Here is an 18235-nt window from a genome sequence, read left to right on the forward strand (position 1 = left end):
CCCGTCTTGTTATTGTTGTCAACGATCCGGAACGAATGGCTGCCCCAAGGAAGCCGGTGTGTTCATCATCGTCAGACGCTTGTTGCGCGAGATTAGAACGAGAACCACGACGGTCGCCAGATAGGGCAACGAAGAAAGCAGTTGCGAAGGCACTGGAATGCCAAAAGCCTGTGCATGAAGCTGGCCGATCCACACCGCGCCGAAGATATAGGCGCCCGCCAGCACCCGCCACGGCCGCCAGGACGCGAACACCACCAACGCAAGCGCGATCCAGCCGCGGCCCGCGCTCATGTTCTCGACCCATTGCGGGGTGTAGACCAGCGAGAGATGGCCGCCGGCAAGACCGGCGCAGGCGCCGCCGAAGATCACCGAGAGATAGCGGTAGCGGATGACCCTGATGCCGAGCGCATGCGCCGAGGGCGTGGCTGTCGCCGATCGAGCGCAGCGTCAGCCCGGTGCGCGTCCGGAACAGGAACCACATCACCGCCGCCGTCAGCGCTATCGAGATGTAGAACAGCGGATCCTGGCCGAACAGCAGTCTGCCCACCACCGGGATGGAGCTGAGCCCGGGAATATCGAGATTGGGCAACCTGACGCCGGGCTGGCCGACGAAACTGGTTCCCATCATGCCGGAGAGGCCGAGGCCGAGCAGTGTCAGCGACAGGCCGGTCGCCACCTGGTTGGTGGCCAGCGACAGCGTCATGACGGCAAACAGCAGCGAGAACAGCGCGCCCATGGCGATGGCCGCCAAGAGCCCGATCCAGGGCGAGCCGGTCAGATAGCCTGCGCCGAAACCGCCGACGGCGCCCATGATCATCATGCCTTCGACGCCAAGGTTGAGCACGCCGGAGCGTTCGACCACCAGTTCCCCGATCGCCGCAATGAGCAGCGGCGTCGCCGCCGTGGCGATGGTCAGGAGGATGTTGACGGTGATGTCCATCAGCGGGCTTCCTTCAACTTTGGCGCGGCCTCGAGCTTCGCGGCACTCTCCGATTTGGTCAGCGCCAGACCGATCAACCGGATGCGGTAATGGATGAGCGTGTCGCAGCCGAGCACGAAGAACAGCAGCATGCCCTGGAACACGCGAGCCACCTTGTCGGAGATGCCGAGCGCGCTTTGCACCGCCTCGCCGCCGAGATAGGTCAGGGCCAGCACCAGGCCCGCCGCGACGATGCCGAGCGGATTGAGCCGGCCAAGGAACGCCACGATGATGGCGGTGAAGCCGTAGCCGGGCGAAATGACGGGCTGAAGTTGCCCGATGGCGCCGGAAACTTCCGATATCCCGGCAAGCCCGGCCAGGGCGCCCGACAACAGGAAGGCGAAGAAGACCATGCGGTTGAGGCCGAAGCCGGCGAAGCGCCCTGCCCTCGGGCTGGAGCCGAGCACGCGAACCTCGAAACCCTTGAGCATGCGGCTCATCATCAGCCACACCAGCACCGCCGCGACCAGCGCGAACACGAAGCCCCAATTGGCGCGGCCGGCATCCGGCATCAGTTCCGGCAGGATGGCGGAATCGCCGAATTGGATGGTCTGCGGGAAGCCATGGCCCTGCGGGTCGCGCCAGGGTCCGCGCACCAGCCAGTCGAGGAAGAGCTGAGCGACGTAAACCAGCATCAGGCTGGTCAGGATCTCGTTGGTGCTGAAGCGGGTTTTCAGAAATGCGGGGATAGCCGCGTAGGCGGCACCGCCGACCATGCCCAGCAGAAGCATCAGCGGCAGCACCAATGGGCCCTCGAACCCAGGAAACAGCACCGGAACGGCCGAGCCGAAGATGGCGCCGAAGATGAACTGGCCTTCGGCGCCGATGTTCCAGATGTTGGCCTTGTAGCAGACCGACAGGCCGACCGCGATTAGGATCAGCGGCGCCGCCTTGATCGCCAGCTCGTGCAGTTGCCAGACCTGACTGATCGGCTCGATGAAATAGATGTTGAACGCGCTGAACGGATTGACCCCAAGCAGCGCGAACATGATACCGCCCGCGATGATCGTCAGCGCGAAGGCGATGAATGGCGACAGCATCGAAAACAGCGCCGAGCGCTGCGGCCGTTTGACGAGTTCGAGGCGCATCATGCCGTCTCCAGCGTGTGTTCGGCGTGGCCTGGTTCGGCGCCGCCCATCAGCAGGCCGATTTTTTCGAAGGTCGCCTCGGCGATCGCCAGCGGCCTGGACAGTTCGCCATTGTGCATCACCGCGATCGCATCCGATATCTCGAACAGCTCGTCGAGATCCTGGCTGATGACCAACACCGCCGATCCGCTGCGGGACAGTTCGATGAGTGCCTGGCGGATATGGGCGGCTGCGCCTGCATCGACACCCCATGTCGGCTGGTTGACCACCATGACGTCAGGCCTGCGGTCGAGTTCGCGGCCGACGATGAATTTCTGCAGATTGCCGCCGGACAGGGCTGCCGCCTCCGGATCGGGCGCGCTCTTGCGCACGTCCATCGCCTCGATGATGCGCTGGGCGGCGGCGTAGACGGTGCCGCTCTTGACCATTCCGCCCGTGCCCACAAAGGTCTTGCCATCGGTGGCATGGCGCGACAGGAGCAGGTTTTCCGAAAGCCGCATGCGCGGGGCGGCACCATGGCCGAGGCGCTCCTCCGGCACGAAGGCTGCACCGAGCAGCCGGCGCCCGGTAATGCTAAGGCTGCCCGCATCCTTGCCGCGAATGCGCACCGAGGCGGCATCCGGCTGCAGGACTTCGCCGGAAACGGATTCGAAGAACTCGCCCTGGCCATTGCCGGCGACGCCGGCGATTCCGATCACCTCGCCGGCGCGGACGGTGAGGTTTATGTTCTTGAGCGGGATCGAAAACGGCGTCGCCGGCTTGCGGCTGAGGCCGCGGATTTCGAGCAGGGACTGCGCTGTTTCGATGCCCGCGACCGGCGCCCGCACCACAGCCTGTACTTCGTTGCCGACCATCATGCGGGCCAGCGACGAGGCTGTTTCCTCGCGCGGATTGCAGTGGCCGACCACCTTGCCGTGCCGCAGCACGGTGGCGCGGTCGCAGATGCGTTTGACCTCCTCCAGCCGGTGCGAGATGTACAGGATCGATTTGCCTTCCGAGCGCAGACGTTCGAGCGTCTCGAACAGCTTGTCGGCCTCCTGCGGCGTCAGCACCGAAGTCGGCTCGTCGAGGATGATGAGCTGCGGCGTCTGCAGCAGGCAGCGGATGATCTCGATGCGCTGGCGCTCGCCCACCGATAGGTCGCCGACCAGCGATTCCGGATCGAGCGGCAGGCCATAGCTGTAGGAAAGCGCCCTCGCCTTGGCCGCGATGCTGCTGATCGGCGAACCGTCATCCAGGGAAAGCGCGATGTTCTCGGCCGCCGTCAGCGCCTCGAACAGCGAGAAGTGCTGGAACACCATGCCGATGCCGAGCTTTTTCGCCACGCCCGGGCTGGTAATTCTGACGGCCTGGCCATTCCAGAAGATTTCGCCGGAATTGGGCTCCAGCGAGCCGAACAGCATCTTGACCAGCGTCGATTTGCCGGCGCCGTTCTCGCCGAGCAGCGCGTGGATCTCACCCTTGGCTATGTCGAGGTCGACATGATCGCACGCCGTCAGCGTGCCGAAAATCTTGGTCAGGCCGCGAACCTCAAGCAGATTCGCTCCGTTATGATTTGCACTCACAGTGCCTCCCATCCAGGTTCCCGGATATGTTCTGTGTTCCCGCAAGCATCGTATGCGCGGCCAGCTCTCATGCGAAAGCAGCACTCGACTTGAAAGAGCTTCAAGAATTTCAGCGGAAACTCAAGGGCAAAGATCAGTCTTCTTCGCGCAACCACGCGGCGGGCCGCCTTTTCGCGCAAACCGTGCCCGCACCTGCGGCAGAGAGCTCAAAACCAGGGCAGTTCCCGTCAGGGAACCAGTATGGTCGTGCCCGTGGTCCGGCGCCCTTCAAGATCCGCGTGCGCCTTGCCCGCATCCTTGAGTGCATAACGCTGGTTGATCTTGATCTCGACGGCGCCGCTGAGCACGACCTCGAACAAGGCCGCGGCCGAGGCGTCCAGATCCTCGCGTTTTGCATTGTAGACGAACAACGTCGGCCTTGTGGCGAACAAGGATCCTTTCTGCGCTAGCAGCGACATCGAGAATGGCGGGATCGGTCCCGACGACTGGCCGAAGCTGACGAACATGCCGAGCGGCTTCAGGCAGTCGAGCGAGGCCGGGAATGTGTCGTTGCCGACGGAGTCGTAGACGACGTCGCATTTTTTGCCGCCGGTGATGGCCGCGACGCCGGCAACGAAATCCTGCTCCTTGTAGTTGATGACATGGTCGAAGCCGTGTGCCTTTGCGAGTTCGATCTTGTCGCTCGAACTTGCCGTGCCGATGACGGTCGCGCCCAGATGCTTCGCCCATTGGCCGAGAATGAGCCCGACGCCGCCGGCTGCCGCATGGAACAGGATGGTGTCGCCTGCCTTGACCTTGAAAGTCCGGCGCAAGAGATATTCGGCGGTCATGCCTTTCAGCATCATTGCTGCCGCCTGCTCGTCGCTGATGCCGTCCGGCACCTTGACGACCTTGCTGGCATCGATGACGCGCTCCTGCGCATAGGCGCCTGTGGTGACGGCATAGGCGATCCGGTCGCCGGGCTTCAGCCAGTCGACGCCCTCGCCCACAGCCAGGACCAAACCGGCGGCCTCGCTGCCGGGAATGAGCGGAAACCCGCCGGGCGGCGGATAGAGACCGGAGCGATGATAGACGTCGATGAAATTGAGGCCGATTGCCGTGTGCCTGACCAGGATCTGCCCTGATCCCGGTTGGCCGGGATCGGTGTCCTCATAGGTCAGGACCTCCGGACCGCCATGGGCGTGGATGCGGACTGCTTTGGGCATGGTGGGCTTCCTTGAAAAATTTGCCGATCAGGCCTTTTTGGCACCGAGATTTGGAAAGAACTGCATGATGCCGCCGATACAGGCGAGATAGAGCCCGGTAACGGTAATGCCAATCTTTATGAAGGTGCTGACCTGCGCGCCCAGCACGCCGATCTGGTCATAGAAGGCGGCGAGTGCCGCTTGCGCAAGCGCAAGCGCGCCGAAAGCGCACCACAAAAGAGTCATTGCGAGATTGATGCGCCGCAGCCGCACCACCCTAACCGGATGGATGAAGTTGATCGGAACGAATGTCAGGATGCCCGCCACCACGACCACCGCGAACGAGACCCATTGTCCCGGCTCGATGACGAACAGCGTGAACACCACCATGTTCCAGACAACGGGGAATCCCTTGAAGAAATTCTCCTTCGTCTTCATGCCGGTGTCTGCATAGTAGATCGCGCTGGACACCACGATGATGGCCGCCGACAGGAACGACAGGCCCTCGCCCATGAAGCCGCGCTGATAGAGCGCGAAGGCCGGGATCAGCACATAGGTGACATAGTCGATGATGTTGTCGAGGAGCTCTCCCGACCATGTTGGCAGGATCTCCTTGACCTCGAGCTTGCGCGCGATCGGCCCGTCTATGCCGTCGACGAACAGCGCCAGCCCCAGCCACCAGAACATGGCCGTCCAGCGCTCCTCGCTCGCCGCCACCAGCGACAGGAAGGCCAGGAACGAACCGGAGGCGGTCAGGAGATGCACCGAAAAGGCGCGCGCCTGCGGCCAGGTGACTTTCTTCTTCGGCCGCGGAATCCGGTCGGCGATTTTCTTGGCGGCTTTCCTGGCCGTTGTGTTCTTGCTCACGGGCCCTGCCAGTCCAGCTTGCAGATTTCGGCTGAACGGCCGCCGAAATTCCAGTTGCGACCAAAGGCTCGCATCTTGCTCTTGTCGGACTTGGCCACGATGATCTCCGGCGCGATCCAATATTCGGAATTGCTGATCACCGTGTCCTTGTCGCGGTCCTTGCCGGCAATTGGCGTGACCGCCCCATCGATGATCTTCGGTATCTGGAAGATACGCGTCTTGTCGCGTGTCTCATAGGTAATCGGCACTTGTTCGACACCGAGGAATTTGCCGACGAGGATCGAAAGCAGCGACGTCGTCCCGCCCGCCTTGCCGGTGAAAATCTTCGTCAACGCCTTGACCGCGTAGATCGAGGCTCTGACGTCGATGAACAGGCCGGCGGTCCAGTTGCCGCGGCTCATATAGCCGGGGATTTCCATGATCAGCCCGAGATTAAGCCCTGACAGGTCGACCTCTCCGAAATGACCGGCATCGATACGGAAACCCGCCCAGGTCTGGCAATAGCCTTCGGTCGGAGGATGGCTGCCCAGCGACAGCACGCAAGGGCAAAAAACCGTGCAATTGCAGGAGAGTACGAGCTCCCCCTTCATTGCCCAGCTCGGATCCGTCATCGAGTTTCCCCCACTCATAGCGAGACTACTAGCAGCGCGGCTGCCCAGACAAGCAGTATCGCACCGGCCAGCCGGGTTGGAAGCCTGCCCGCGGCTTGTTTTTCGATCAGGGTGAACAGGCCGATCAGCGCCATCCAGAAGACGTTCATCACGCCCACGGCGAACATCACCAGCATCAGTGCCCAGCAACAGCCAAGGCACCAGATGCCTTGCGCGACGCCGAGCCGGAAAATGGCTGCAGGCCGCGCGCTCCAGTTGGCAAACAGGATCGCGAAGGGGTTCCTGCATTTCTTCAGGCAGGCCTCCTTCAGGCCACTGAACTGGTAGAGGCCGGCGACCAGCAAGGCGACAGCGCCGGCAATGCCCAGAACCGGATCGAACATCTGGCCTGACGAGGCGAACGCATCGATGGCGAGCGTCAGCGCCGCAAACCCAGCCGACGCGGCCAGCCATGTCGAGAGATAGCCGGCGACCAGCACCAGCGGATGGACGACCGGCTCATGCCTGATCCTGGCCGTGTCGGCGATCTCGCAATAGGTTCGGATCATCGGTGCCGCCGAGGGCAGCATCGTCGCGGTCGCCATCAGGAACCACATTGCCGTCAGCGCACCGGCGCGCGGGCCGATATCTCCGTCCAGGGGCGCGGCCGAGAGGCAGAGGGCGAAGAACCGGGCCAGCAGATCGGGCAACGGCAGCTGCGGCAGGGCTTTCAACAAGGCGTCGCCGGGCGCGCCGATACCCGCGGCGCGTCCCTCCGCGGCGCGGACCGCCATTGCGGCCAGGGAGAGCCAGGCAAGCAGGATGCCGGCGCCGACAACGAGGTTCACCGTCAAACGCGGGTTGCGTGCGATATCGGCCGTCGCACGGCCTGCGCTGTCGAGATGGCTGAAGTCGTCCTGGCGGCCGGTCATGACCTTCGAATGGGCCGAATCGCCCCGTTGATCAAGCCGTATGACCTGACCTATATGCTCATCGAGTGGCGGGGCGCGTGCGCTGCCCCGCATCGCAAGCCGGAAGCCGATCTTGGAGCATCAGAAAACAACACGGATACTCATCGCCGGCACGGGGCCGGCAGGGCTGATCGCCGCGCTCGGTTTCGCCGATGCCGGCTTTCCGGTGACGCTCGTCGGGCCGGAGGCATCCGCTCCCGATGGCCGCACGACGGCACTGATGAACCCTGCCTTGAAGGTGCTTGAGCGGCTGGGCGTCCTCGCCGACATCAAGCCGCAGGCCGCGCCCCTCAAGGTGATGCGCATCGTCGACGCGACCAACCGATTGATCCGCAGTCCGGTCGTCACCTTCCGCGCCAGCGAGATCGACGAGGATCAGTTCGGGCTCAACCTGCCCAATAGCGTCCTCATTCCCGCGCTCGCCGGCAGGGTTGCCGCGCATTCCGGGATCGCGTGGCTGACATCCATGGTCGATGCCTGGCATCTCGGCGCCGATAAGGCTCGCGCGGCCCTTGCCGACGGCAGCGTGATCGAAGCATCCCTGGCGATTGCCGCCGACGGACGCCTGTCGCCGGCGCGCCAGGCGGCGGGCATCTCGACCGCCGCCCGGACTTATCCCCAGGCAGCGCTGGTGCTCAACTTCTCCCACGGCCGCGATCATGCCTTCACCTCGACCGAGTTCCATACCGAAACCGGTCCGTTCACGCAGGTTCCGCTGCCCAGCAACCGCTCGAGCCTGGTCTGGGTGGTCAAGCCGGAAACCGCCACGGAACTTGCCGCGCTGGACGATGCGACGTTGTCGCTGCGGGTCGAACAGCGGATGCAGTCCATGCTGGGCCGGGTGACGGTCGAGCCAGGCCGGCAGGTCTATCCGCTTGCAACGGCGACGCCGCTGCGTTTTGCGCGCGACCGGGTGGCGCTTGTCGGCGAAGCCGCCCACGTATTTCCGCCGATCGGCGCGCAAGGGCTCAATCTTGGCATTAGGGATATCGATGATCTTATTGGAATCGCGAATGAAAATTATGAAGACCCAGGGGCCGCGAAAGCCCTCGCCATCTATGACTTCAAGCGCCGGCCCGATATTCTGGCGCGCAGCAGCGCGGTCAATCTACTGAACATGTCGCTGCTTTCCGACCTGCTGCCGGCGCAGATGGCGCGCGGTGCCGGGCTCGGCGTGCTTGGTGGTTTTGCACCGCTTCGCGCTTTCTTCATGCGCGAAGGGCTCCGTCCCGGCAGCGGGTTTGCGGCGCTTGGCGGTGGCTTGGGAAAGCAAGCGCGCCAGCAGTGAGCTTGCGAACACATTTGCTGCCGGCAGGCATCGATGGCCGGCAACTCGCCCACAATCTTTGCTCCGTATCACACGCAGCTTGAGGACGCTCAAAGCTTCGGGATTGAATTGATTCGGAGTCTGCGCCAAATAAAGCTAAGGAATTCAGTGGTGAGTACGATGAGAACAGCCAAATTCGCGATCGGACAGGTGGTTCGCCATCGGCTGTTTCCGTTCCGGGGCATCATTTTCGATGTCGATCCGCAATTCGCCAATACGGAGGAATGGTACGAGGCGATCCCCGTCGACGTGCGCCCGCGCAAGGACCAGCCGTTCTACCATCTGCTCGCCGAGAATTCGGAAACCGAGTACATCGCCTATGTGTCCGAGCAGAATCTGCTCGAGGACCAATCGGGAGAACCGGTCCGCCACCCGCAGATCAAGGAAATGTTCGACAAAAAGCCGGACGGACGCTACGAACCGAAACGGCAGTCCAGGCATTGATCACCTCAGGCACTGATCAGTAAGTCAGGTGCAGAAGCAAAAAAGCGGGGCATGACCCCGCTTTTTTGTGGTTTTGAGAATGCCCGAACCGATCAGTTCGCGGTCTTCGCCTTGTCCTGCTCTTCCTTGAGCTTCTTGGCGAAGTCCTGGTTGTTCTTGGCGACGAAATCCTGGAGCTTCTTCTGCCGGTCCTCGATGTCCGACTGCTGCAGCGGCGGGCCGTCATAGGCGCCGCTGAAGCCCTGCAGCGCGACCTTGATCGGATTGGGCTGGTTCTGGAAATTGATCGAGGTCAAGGTGAGCGCCTGGCCCTTCTTGAAGGAGGCGACGAGCTGGTCGGTCAGCGGTACTTCCGCAACGCAGCGGTCGGGGAAGCAGACCACATATTCAAGCTTCTGCGTTTTGCCGGTATCGATCTGGAGGCCAATGCCGGCACCAACCAGACGACCGGTCGGAACCGTCACCTGGAAGACCTTGCGGTTCACCTTGCCTTTCAGCTCGATCAGGCTCACGCCGGTGACCAACTGGCCGTTGCCGGCGGTGGTGATGTTCTGCACGTTGCAGATGTCGACGTCTTCCTGCTTTGTGCAAGCCTTGAACCAGCCCTGCGGGATCTGTTGTTGCTGCTGTGCGGAAGCAACGGGAATTGCCGCGCCCAGAAAGCCGATCACGCCAGCGGCCATGACCGACAGGCGGTACGCATTGCTGTTCAGGCTCGTCATGTCGTGCACTTCCTCTCAAATGATCCCGGGGACCCGCTTCTTCGCGCCGTGTGGTCCAGCTACCTGTTGCCGAAATGAGGCAACAGAATGACTTCGGACGGCGTGTTACACTGCAAGCGGTGCCGAATCCAGCCCGCAATCTGCGATTCTTGGCAACGAACATTGGCGGGGCCCCATGCTAGTGTGCGCACCGAATCATCAAGCCGACCCGGTAAGGAGACGGTCATGGGCCGCGTTCTCGTTTGGCTGATCACCGCGACATCATTTTTCGCCCTTTCGCCCCTGCCGGCGGCGTCGGAACCCAGATATGCAATTGCCATGCAGGGTGAGCCGGCCCTGCCGCCCGACTATGCGCATTTCGACTACGTCAATCCCGACGCGCCGAAGGGCGGCAGCATTACCTATTGCGTCGTCGGCAGTTTCGACAATCTCAACCCCTTCATCCTGAAGAGCCTGCGCACCACGGCGCGCGGCATGATGGACACGATCTTCGGCAATCTGGTCTTCGAGCCGCTGATGCAGCGCAATGCCGACGAGGCCTTCACGCTCTATGGCTTGCTTGCCGAGTCGGCCGACATGGATTCCGAGCGCAAGAGCATCGAATTCCATCTCAACCCGAATGCCAAATGGTCGGACGGCCAGCCGGTGACGCCGGAGGACGTGCTGTTCACCTACGATGCCTATACGCAGAAAGGCCGTCCGCCCTACAGCGACCGCATGGCCAGGATTGCCAAGCTTGAGAAGACCGGCGACCACAGCGTGCGGTTCACCTTCAACGACAAGGCCGATCGCGAATTTCCGCTGATCATCGCGCTGACGCCGATCATCCCCAAGCACGCCTTCGACATCGAGACTTTCGACAGGACGACGCTGAAGCCGTTGATCGGCAGCGGCCCCTACAGGATCGCACAGGTGACGCCCGGCCAGCGCATCGTTTTCAAGCGCAACCCGGACTATTGGGGCAAGGATATTCCGGCCAAGCGCGGCTTCGACAATTACGACCAGATCACCATCGAATATTTCCTCAACGCCAATGCCAAGCTCGAGGCGTTCAAGAAAGGCCTTTGCGCCATCGACGACGACAGCGATCCGGTGAAGCGCGAACGCGATCTGGATTTTCCCGCTTTCCATAGGGGAGAGGTGGTTGCCGAAACTTTCGACACCGGTATTCCACCCGTCGTGACCGGTTTCCTGTTCAACACGAGGCTGCCGAAATTCTCGAACCCCGTGGTGCGTCGGGCGCTCGGCATGCTCTACGACTTCGAATGGGCCAACAAGAACCTGTTTGGCGGCAAATACGCGCGCACCATGAGCTACTGGCAGAATTCCGAGCTTTCCGCACTCGGCCATCCGGCCGACGACAGGAAAAAGCGTTGCTGGCGCCCTACCCCGGCCGGGTACCGGCCGACGTCATGAATGGAACCTGGCGGCCGCCGGTGACCGATGGCTCGGGCCAGGATCGCAAGGTGCTCAAGGCTGCTTTCGATCTCCTGAAAAGCATCGGCTACCACCTGCAGGGCGGCACGATGCTCGACCCCGAGGGCAAGCCCTTCGGCTTCGAGATACTGACCGCCTCGCAGGACGAGGAGCGTCTCGCCGGCATCTACCAGCGCACGCTGGAAAAGATCGGCATCGATGTCTCCATCCGCAGCCTCGACGGCGACCAGATCCAGTCGCGCAAGCAGCGTTTCGATTTCGAGGTGCTGATCGGCTCGAGCGGCTTCAACAATTCGCTCTCGCCCGGCATCGAGCAGATCGGGCGTTGGTCATCCTCCGCCGCCAAGGCTGAAGGTTCGTTCAACCTCGCCGGCGTCGCCGATCCCGCGGTGGACGCTGCGATCGAGGCCATGTTGCGCGCCCGCACCAAGGAGGATTACATCGCCGCCGTGCGCGTTCTCGACCGGTTGCTGATCTCCGGCAACTACATGGTGCCGATGCAGCACAACACGCAGCAATGGATCGCTTACTGGAATTATCTGGACCATCCGCGAAAGACGCCCATATTCGGTTACCAGTTGCCGACCTGGTGGCGAAAGCCGAACTGAGCATGGGCCCGAGGAGTGGAAGCCGGGTTCTCCGGGAAGTGCACGGCACCCAAGACGTTCAGGAGATCGAGATGAGCCAAGCGAATGCGATCACCATAGACGTGGTGTCCGACGTCGTGTGCCCATGGTGCTTCATCGGCCAGAGGCGGCTGGACAAGGCAGTCGCCGCCGCCGGCGAGGTGGATGTGCATATACGCTGGCGGCCGTTCCAGCTCGATCCGACCATTCCGCCGGAAGGCAAGGATCGCCGCGAGTACATGCTGGCCAAATTCGGCAGCGACGAACACATTCGCCAGATCCACGCCCGTATCGAGCCGCTCGGTGAAGCCGAAGGCATTTCCTTCGCTTTCGGCGCCATCAAGGTCGCGCCCAACACGCTTGATGCCCATCGCGTCATTCGCTGGGCCGGTGCGGCCGGCGAAGACGTGCAGAACCGGCTGGTGCGCCGCCTGTTCCAGCTGAACTTCGAAGAAGGCGCCAACATCGGCGATCACGCCGTGCTGGTCGAGGCGGCGCGCGAGACCGGAATGGACGCATCCGTTGTCGAGACGCTCTTGCCGACCGACGCCGATGTCGAGGCGGTTCGCACCGAGATCGCCACCGCGTCGCGCATGGGCATATCAGGCGTGCCATGCTTCCTGCTGGAGGGCAAATACGCGGTGATGGGCGCGCAGGACGTCGACACGCTCGCCGACGCCATCCGCCAGGTAGCCGCCGCCAAGGCGCGTGGCGAACTGGAAAAAGTCGACTGAGCCCGATCTTCAACGCAGGATTTTCAAGCAGCTCCCCGGGCGTGAGGCCGCGCCTGGCCCTGTGGTTCCGCGATCGTCGGCTTTGCCGGCGTCGCGGCCTGCCCTGACGCCGCCGGTCCGGTCGATCGATGGCTTGCCCAGCGTCTCAGGTCATTTCCGGACCTCCGGCGTGGACATGCCGGCGAGGAATCAGGCGTCCAGGGCGACGTGTTTTCCGGAATTTTGATTAGCCTGCGATGAAAAGCCGGCTTGCCGGGCAGCCCAAGCGGGTCACAAATTCGTGCGAACGCTTTCCCTAGGGGAAGGTAGAAACGTCGCGCCCTGATGCCGCGTAATTACCTGACATCACTAGCTTAAACCGGCTTTTCGTCGGCTTTGGCGCGACGCTCGGGAAGCCGAACCTGTTGCCCTGCAGCCACGGCATCCACCTCAATCCCGCTGCCCCCCTATAAAAATTAATGGAAAATGATCAATTGGTGTTACCATCCGTAACAATACAAAAAAGGTTTGGGCGGGATTGTGATTCGGGTCGACAGACCACCGCAACTGTCAGGAACAGATGGACTACACAGCGATGCCGCAAGGCGGTCGCTTCTGACCCCGGTTTCCTCGATGCGCAGCTTCTGGGGCCTGATGCGGGCCTACTGGGTCTCGGACCGGTGGAAGGAGGCCTGGACGCTGACGCTGGTGATCGCGCTGCTCACCGCTCTGTCCAGCAAGGCCGGCGTCTGGTTCGCAGAAGCGTCCGGAGAACTGGTCAACTCGATCGCCTTCTTCCACGACGCCGCCAACACCACCCCTCTCCAGACGCTTTTGGCCAATGCCGGTATTTTGGTGCTGCTGGTCGTGCTCAAGGACGCCGGCTTCACGGGCATCCGCAATCTTGTCTCGGCAACCTTGCACCGCAAATGGCGCGGTTGGCTCGACAGCCGTTTCAACGAGGCGCTGCTGGACGGCAACCACACCCATTTCCACGCCCAGCATGCCTCGACCGGGAATGGCGCGCCGGCCCCCGACAACATCGATCAGCGCGTCCAGGAATCGATCAAGGACATGACCGGCGGCGCCATCGGCCTGGCCATGGGCGTGCTGGGTGTCGCCACCTCGCTCTATTTCGTCGGCCAGAAGCTGCTCGAGACCTCCGTCGAGGTAAAGGGGCTCGAATTCCTCGGCAGCTATGGCAGCGCCATCCTCGCCCTCCTTGCCGTCGCCATCTATGTGCCGCTCAACACTTGGATCGCGGTAAAGCTCGGTGGCATGCTCGAGCGTCTCAATGTCAGGATGCAGCAGGCCGAAGGCAGTTACCGTGGCGAGCTGACGACATTCCTGCGCCGCAGCTTCCATGTCGCGGCCTCGCGGGGCGAAAGCGTTCAGAGGACCATGCATGGCCGCCTCTATGGCGATATTGACGGCACATGGACGCGGCTCAACATCGTCAACACCGTCTACATGTCTTTTGAGCTGATCTACAATTTCATCGGCGCCCGCATTGTCGCCTATGGACCGGGCCTTGTGCCGTTCATCCACAACGGCTTCGACCTGAAGGGTTACATAACCGGCTCCGAACTGGTCAATTCGCTGATCGGCCAATGTTCGTGGTTCATCCATGTCATGCCCGCCATCGCCACCCTGCGCGCCAACAGCCAGCGTGTCACCGAGTTGGCCAATGCGATCGAGAACGTTCAGCATCCCCAGGAATTCTACAGCCAGAGCGGCCGTTCCGACTTCCGCTACGCCAGCCAGAACCCGGTTTTCGGCTTGACCATCCAGAAGCTTGAACTGGCGCATCAGGGCGAGGACGCAACGCCTTTCCTCGTAGCGGCGAACCTGCGCTTCCGGCGCGGCGAATGGACCTTCCTGAAAGGCGAATCCGGCTGCGGCAAGACCTCGCTGATCAAGGCCATCAACGGCCTATGGCCCTACGGCCGCGGCACCATCGTCTTCCCCGAAGGGGTGAAGAGTTTCTATGCAGCCCAGGAGGTCAAGCTGCAGCAGGTGACCCTGAAGCAGCTGGTCTGCCTGCCGGGCTCCGAGCACGACCATGGCGACGCGCAGGTCGCGTCCGCGCTGCACAAGGCGGGTCTGGGCGACTTCATCGAGAATATGGGCGACGAAAGCCGCGAAGGCAAAAGCTGGGATCAGGTCCTGTCCGGCGGTCAGAAACAGAAGCTGGTGGTGGCCCGCATCGTGCTCCATCAACCCGGGCTACTATTCCTGGACGAGGCGACCGGCGCACTCGATCCGGAGGGCAAGGTTGCCTTCCACCAGGCGATCAAGGACAACTGCCCCGATGTAACGGTGATCAGCGTCATGCATGAAGCGGTGGCGCCGCGATCGGTCACCGGCGCCGAGTTCTACCACTCGATCGTCGCGATCGCGGACGGCGTCGCCACCAAGAAGCCGCTGGTGCCGAGCCTGCCTCCCGAGCTCACCACCATTCTCGCACAGCCAGGGCCGGTGCCAAGGCCGGTCGACGACAAATGGCTGCGTTTTCCGCGCCGGCTGAAGCAGAAGTAGCCGGACTCGCCGCGGCATAGGCCGTCCAGCCATTTTACCGTTTCGGCGCGATACGCTTCAGCGATCACAGTCTCGCGACTGGGGCATGTTGCCCGCATTTTCCTCGATCACCTCGATTGACAGGGCAAGGCGAGCTCCTATGTTGCGCCCGCTCGCAGACATCAAACTCGAACCCGCGAGCGGAAAGGTCACCGCGCCATGCCTGGCGACAGTCACAGTCGAACGCAACCGCCGTCCGCCCTGACGTGACCTCGACGGTTCACGTCTTGCCGGACGGCAAGGAGTGAACCATGAACGATTTTTCCCCCGTAGCGGACGACGAGGCCGTCGCCATCGCCCGCGTCCTTGCAAACGACCATGTCGCAGACGTGGTCGAAGCGCTCAACCGCGAGTCGCGCGAAACGGCGACCGAGCTGCTTTGCGAAGTGCCGTTCGAACGGCTGGTCGATATCTTCGACCAGCCGGAGCTCGAGGGCGCGCCCGAGCTGGCGGAGGCCTTGCCTCGCGCCAAGGCGGGCAAGCTGCTTACCGCCATGTCGGTCGATCGCGCTGCCGACATCCTGCGCGATCTTGACGAACCCGCCCGTTCCGAGCTGCTCGGCGTGCTGGCGCCCCCGCTGCGCGCAACCCTGCTCTCGATTCTCGGTTACCCCGAAGGCAGTGCCGCTTCGATCATGACGACGGAGTTCGTCAGCGTGCCCTCGGACTGGACCGTCGGCCGCACGCTCGACTACATCCGAAAGGTCGAGCGGACGCGCGAAACTGTCCACGCCATCTACATCGTCGATCCCGAGACGTATCTGCTCATGCGCTCGACCGGCCTGCGCCGGCTTATCACCGGCGAGCCTGACGATTCGATCCTGTCGGTGGCGCCGGACCGCGTGCCGGTGACCGTCACGCCTTTGACCGATCGCGAAACCCTGGCGCAGACGATTTCCAAATACGATCTGCTCGCCGTTCCCGTCGTCGATCACGGCAAGATCCTCGGCATCGTCACCATCGACGATATCATCGACACGATGATCGAGGAGACGACGGAGGACGTGCATCGCTTCGGCGGCATGGAGGCTCTGGACGAGCCCTACATGAAGATGAGCTTCCTCGCCATGATCCAGAAGCGTGCCGGCTGGCTGTGCGCGCTGTTCATCAGCGAGATGCTGACGGCCAACGCGATGCAAAGCTACGAGAGCGAGCTGGAAAAAGCGATCGTGCTGACGCTCTTCATTCCGCTGATCATGAGTTCCGGCGGCAATTCCGGCTCGCAGGCGACCTCGCTGGTCATACGCGCGCTGGCGTTGCGCGAGATCGGCCTGCGCGACTGGTGGCGGGTGGCGTTGCGCGAATTGCCCACCGGCCTCCTGCTCGGGGCGATACTCGGCGTCGTCGGCATCTGCCGCATCGCGCTCTGGCAGTATTTCGACTTCTACAACTACGGCCCGCACTGGCCGTTGATCGCCGCGACGGTCGGAGCGGCATTGGTCGGCATCGTCACCTTCGGCTCGCTGTCGGGTTCGATGTTGCCGTTCGCCTTGAAACGCGTCGGCTTCGACCCGGCCAGCGCGTCGGCGCCGTTTGTCGCCACGCTGGTCGATGTCACCGGGCTTGTCATCTATTTCTCGGTGGCGCAGGTGATCCTGCGCGGCACGTTGCTGTAGCAGCTCTCCTAGCTGCGTCGCAGCAAGCACCTTGCCGCGGCGCGTTTGTCCGTCAGTCTACGCGCTCGCCATCCTTCACTCGGTAAGTCGGCTTGTACATGGTCACAAGCTCTTCCGCGGCCGTCGGATGCACGGCCATGGTGCGGTCGAAATCATCCTTGACCAGCCCGGCCTTCAGCGGAATGGCGAGAAGCTGCGCCATCTCGCCGGCATCCGGCCCCAATATGTGCGCGCCGAGTACCTTCTTAGACGCGCCATCGACCACCAGCTTCATCAGCATCTTTTCGTCGCGGCCGGACAAGGTGTGCCGCATCGGACGGAATGCCGCGCGATAGATCTCGATGTCGGGGAAGCGCTTGACCGCCTCGTCTTCCGACAGGCCGACCGTGCCGATCTCCGGCTGCGAGAACACGGCGGTGGCGATCGTGTCGTGGTCGGGCGCGGTCGGGTTGCCCTTGAAGGCGGTCTCGACGAAGCACATCGCCTCGTGGATCGCCACCGGCGTCAGTTGCACGCGATTGGTGACGTCGCCGATCGCCCAGATGTTTTCGACGTTGGTGCGGGAGTACGCGTCGACCTGGATCGCGCCGGTCGCGGTCATCTCGATGCCGATGCCTTCCAGTCCCATATTCTCGGTGTTGGGGATGCGGCCGATGGCGAGCATCACCTGGTCGACCGTCAGCGTCTGGCCGCCGGTGAGCAACGCGTCGAGCCGGCCGTCCGGCCGTTTGCGGATCCATTCCGAGACGGCATGGCAAAGGATCTTGATCCCCTTCTTCTCCATCGTTTCGTGCAGCATGCGCCGCAGGTCCATATCGAAGCGACTGAGGATCTCCTTGCCGCGATAGACCAGCGTGGTGTTGACGCCCAGGCCATGGAAGATGTTGGCGAATTCGACCGCGATATAGCCGCCGCCTTCGATCATGATCGACTTGGGCAACTGCTCGAGGTCGAAGGCCTCGTTGGAGAAGATGCAGTATTCGTGGCCGGGCAGTGCCGGGTGCGGCGCCGGACGGCCGCCGGTGGCGATCAGGATCTGGTCGGCGGTGACGGTACGGTCCTCGTCCAGAAGATGCACCACATGCGGGTCGACGATCATGGCGCGCGTGTGAAAGGCCTCGCCGCCGGCGCCCTCGACGTTCCTCTTGTAGATCGCCTCCAGACGGCTGATCTCGCGGTCCTTGTTGGCGACCAGCGTGGGCCAGTCGAAACTGGCTTCCGGCACCGTCCAGCCATAGCCGGCGGCATCGGCGAAATGCTCGGGAAATTGCGAAGCATAGACATAGAGCTTCTTCGGTACGCAGCCTCTGATGACGCAGGTGCCGCCGAAGCGGTATTCCTCGGCGATGCCGACGCGCTTGCCGAGCGCTGCGGCGACGCGCGCCGCCCTCACCCCGCCCGAACCGCCGCCGATGACGAAAAGATCGTAGTCGTAACCGGCCATCGCGCGGCTCCTTGAGCTTCGGAAAATGTGAGTGACAGGTAGGCCGCAAACCATCAAAGAAAAGCCCGGACAAGCCGGGCTTCAC

The 18235-nt window shown here is 62.8% G+C and carries 13 protein-coding genes and 2 pseudogenes; 6 read left to right on the forward strand and 9 right to left on the reverse strand.

Going from position 1 to position 18235, the window contains the following annotated elements; genetic code table 11:
- Positions 1-18 precede the first annotated feature (18 nt).
- The 7 genes and pseudogenes from ACIU1A_RS11030 to ACIU1A_RS11060 all read right to left on the reverse strand — a co-directional run bounded on the left by ACIU1A_RS11030 (position 19) and on the right by ACIU1A_RS11060 (position 7205).
- A pseudogene (locus ACIU1A_RS11030) lies at positions 19-940 on the reverse strand (ABC transporter permease).
- Positions 940-2070 (reverse strand): ABC transporter permease, encoded by a 1131-nt coding sequence (locus ACIU1A_RS11035; protein WP_140548520.1) that lies wholly within the window; start codon positions 2068-2070, stop codon positions 940-942. Before ACIU1A_RS11035 ends, ACIU1A_RS11030 begins: the two are co-directional and overlap by 1 nt.
- On the reverse strand, positions 2067-3644 hold the full coding sequence (locus ACIU1A_RS11040) for an ABC transporter ATP-binding protein (RefSeq protein WP_181171811.1): 1578 nt from the start codon (positions 3642-3644) through the stop codon (positions 2067-2069). The genes ACIU1A_RS11035 and ACIU1A_RS11040 overlap by 4 nt, the downstream gene beginning before the upstream one ends.
- A gap of 215 nt (positions 3645-3859) precedes the next feature.
- Positions 3860-4837, reverse strand: a complete 978-nt coding sequence (locus tag ACIU1A_RS11045) for a quinone oxidoreductase family protein (protein WP_404927290.1) — start codon at positions 4835-4837, stop codon at positions 3860-3862.
- A gap of 27 nt (positions 4838-4864) precedes the next feature.
- A complete protein-coding gene (gene pcsA / locus ACIU1A_RS11050; protein WP_140498605.1) occupies positions 4865-5683 on the reverse strand; it encodes a phosphatidylcholine synthase in 819 nt (272 codons plus the stop codon).
- Positions 5680-6294: a DUF1326 domain-containing protein gene (locus tag ACIU1A_RS11055; protein ID WP_140515399.1), complete on the reverse strand. Its 615-nt coding sequence runs from the start codon at positions 6292-6294 to the stop codon at positions 5680-5682. Before ACIU1A_RS11055 ends, pcsA begins: the two co-directional genes overlap by 4 nt.
- Positions 6295-6308: 14 nt before the next feature.
- The gene (locus ACIU1A_RS11060) at positions 6309-7205 is read right to left on the reverse strand and encodes a DUF2182 domain-containing protein (protein ID WP_404927291.1); all 897 of its coding nucleotides are present in this window, start codon (positions 7203-7205) and stop codon (positions 6309-6311) included.
- A gap of 112 nt (positions 7206-7317) precedes the next feature.
- Between ACIU1A_RS11060 and ACIU1A_RS11065 the strand changes: the two genes are divergently transcribed.
- Positions 7318-8532, forward strand: coding sequence for a UbiH/UbiF family hydroxylase (locus tag ACIU1A_RS11065; RefSeq protein WP_404927292.1), 1215 nt, complete (start codon positions 7318-7320; stop codon positions 8530-8532).
- A gap of 159 nt (positions 8533-8691) precedes the next feature.
- Positions 8692-9015, forward strand: coding sequence for a heat shock protein HspQ (gene hspQ / locus ACIU1A_RS11070; protein WP_181165343.1), 324 nt, complete (start codon positions 8692-8694; stop codon positions 9013-9015).
- A gap of 92 nt (positions 9016-9107) precedes the next feature.
- On the opposite strand, the gene ACIU1A_RS11075 is transcribed toward hspQ, so the two are convergent.
- Positions 9108-9737: an invasion associated locus B family protein gene (locus ACIU1A_RS11075; protein WP_140498608.1), complete on the reverse strand. Its 630-nt coding sequence runs from the start codon at positions 9735-9737 to the stop codon at positions 9108-9110.
- A 225-nt stretch (positions 9738-9962) separates the two neighbouring features.
- Here ACIU1A_RS11075 and ACIU1A_RS11080 point away from each other — a divergent pair.
- The 4 genes and pseudogenes from ACIU1A_RS11080 (at position 9963) to mgtE (ending at position 16706) form a co-directional block, all read left to right on the forward strand.
- Positions 9963-11782, forward strand: a pseudogene (locus tag ACIU1A_RS11080) (extracellular solute-binding protein).
- Between the two features lie 71 nt (positions 11783-11853).
- Entirely contained in the window at positions 11854-12534 is a 681-nt protein-coding gene (locus tag ACIU1A_RS11085; protein ID WP_404927293.1) for a DsbA family oxidoreductase, read from the forward strand.
- Positions 12535-13146: 612 nt separating this feature from the next.
- On the forward strand, positions 13147-15051 hold the full coding sequence (locus tag ACIU1A_RS11090) for an ABC transporter ATP-binding protein/permease (RefSeq protein ID WP_181165342.1): 1905 nt from the start codon (positions 13147-13149) through the stop codon (positions 15049-15051).
- 290 nt (positions 15052-15341) lie between these two features.
- Complete coding sequence (gene mgtE / locus ACIU1A_RS11095; protein ID WP_404927294.1) at positions 15342-16706, forward strand: magnesium transporter; 1365 nt, start codon at positions 15342-15344, stop codon at positions 16704-16706.
- Positions 16707-16758: 52 nt separating this feature from the next.
- Here the strand turns inward: mgtE and gor are convergent, their stop codons facing one another.
- Positions 16759-18150 (reverse strand): glutathione-disulfide reductase, encoded by a 1392-nt coding sequence (gene gor, locus ACIU1A_RS11100; protein ID WP_404927295.1) that lies wholly within the window; start codon positions 18148-18150, stop codon positions 16759-16761.
- Positions 18151-18235: the final 85 nt, after the last annotated feature.

It is taken from the genome of Mesorhizobium maamorense, assembly GCF_044998965.1.
Lineage (GTDB): Bacteria > Pseudomonadota > Alphaproteobacteria > Rhizobiales > Rhizobiaceae > Mesorhizobium.

Excerpts from the sequence above, each read along its gene's own strand:
- hspQ (WP_181165343.1), top strand. The coding sequence starts at position 8,692 with ATGAGAACAGCCAAATTCGCGATCGGACAGGTGGTTCGCCATCGGCTG.
- ACIU1A_RS11040 (WP_181171811.1), bottom strand. The coding sequence starts at position 3,644 with ATGGGAGGCACTGTGAGTGCAAATCATAACGGAGCGAATCTGCTTGAG.
- ACIU1A_RS11035 (WP_140548520.1), bottom strand. The coding sequence starts at position 2,070 with ATGATGCGCCTCGAACTCGTCAAACGGCCGCAGCGCTCGGCGCTGTTT.
- gor (WP_404927295.1), bottom strand. The coding sequence starts at position 18,150 with ATGGCCGGTTACGACTACGATCTTTTCGTCATCGGCGGCGGTTCGGGC.
- ACIU1A_RS11090 (WP_181165342.1), top strand. The coding sequence starts at position 13,147 with ATGCGCAGCTTCTGGGGCCTGATGCGGGCCTACTGGGTCTCGGACCGG.
- mgtE (WP_404927294.1), top strand. The coding sequence starts at position 15,342 with ATGAACGATTTTTCCCCCGTAGCGGACGACGAGGCCGTCGCCATCGCC.
- ACIU1A_RS11085 (WP_404927293.1), top strand. The coding sequence starts at position 11,854 with ATGAGCCAAGCGAATGCGATCACCATAGACGTGGTGTCCGACGTCGTG.
- ACIU1A_RS11060 (WP_404927291.1), bottom strand. The coding sequence starts at position 7,205 with ATGACCGGCCGCCAGGACGACTTCAGCCATCTCGACAGCGCAGGCCGT.
- ACIU1A_RS11055 (WP_140515399.1), bottom strand. The coding sequence starts at position 6,294 with ATGACGGATCCGAGCTGGGCAATGAAGGGGGAGCTCGTACTCTCCTGC.
- ACIU1A_RS11075 (WP_140498608.1), bottom strand. The coding sequence starts at position 9,737 with ATGACGAGCCTGAACAGCAATGCGTACCGCCTGTCGGTCATGGCCGCT.
- ACIU1A_RS11045 (WP_404927290.1), bottom strand. The coding sequence starts at position 4,837 with ATGCCCAAAGCAGTCCGCATCCACGCCCATGGCGGTCCGGAGGTCCTG.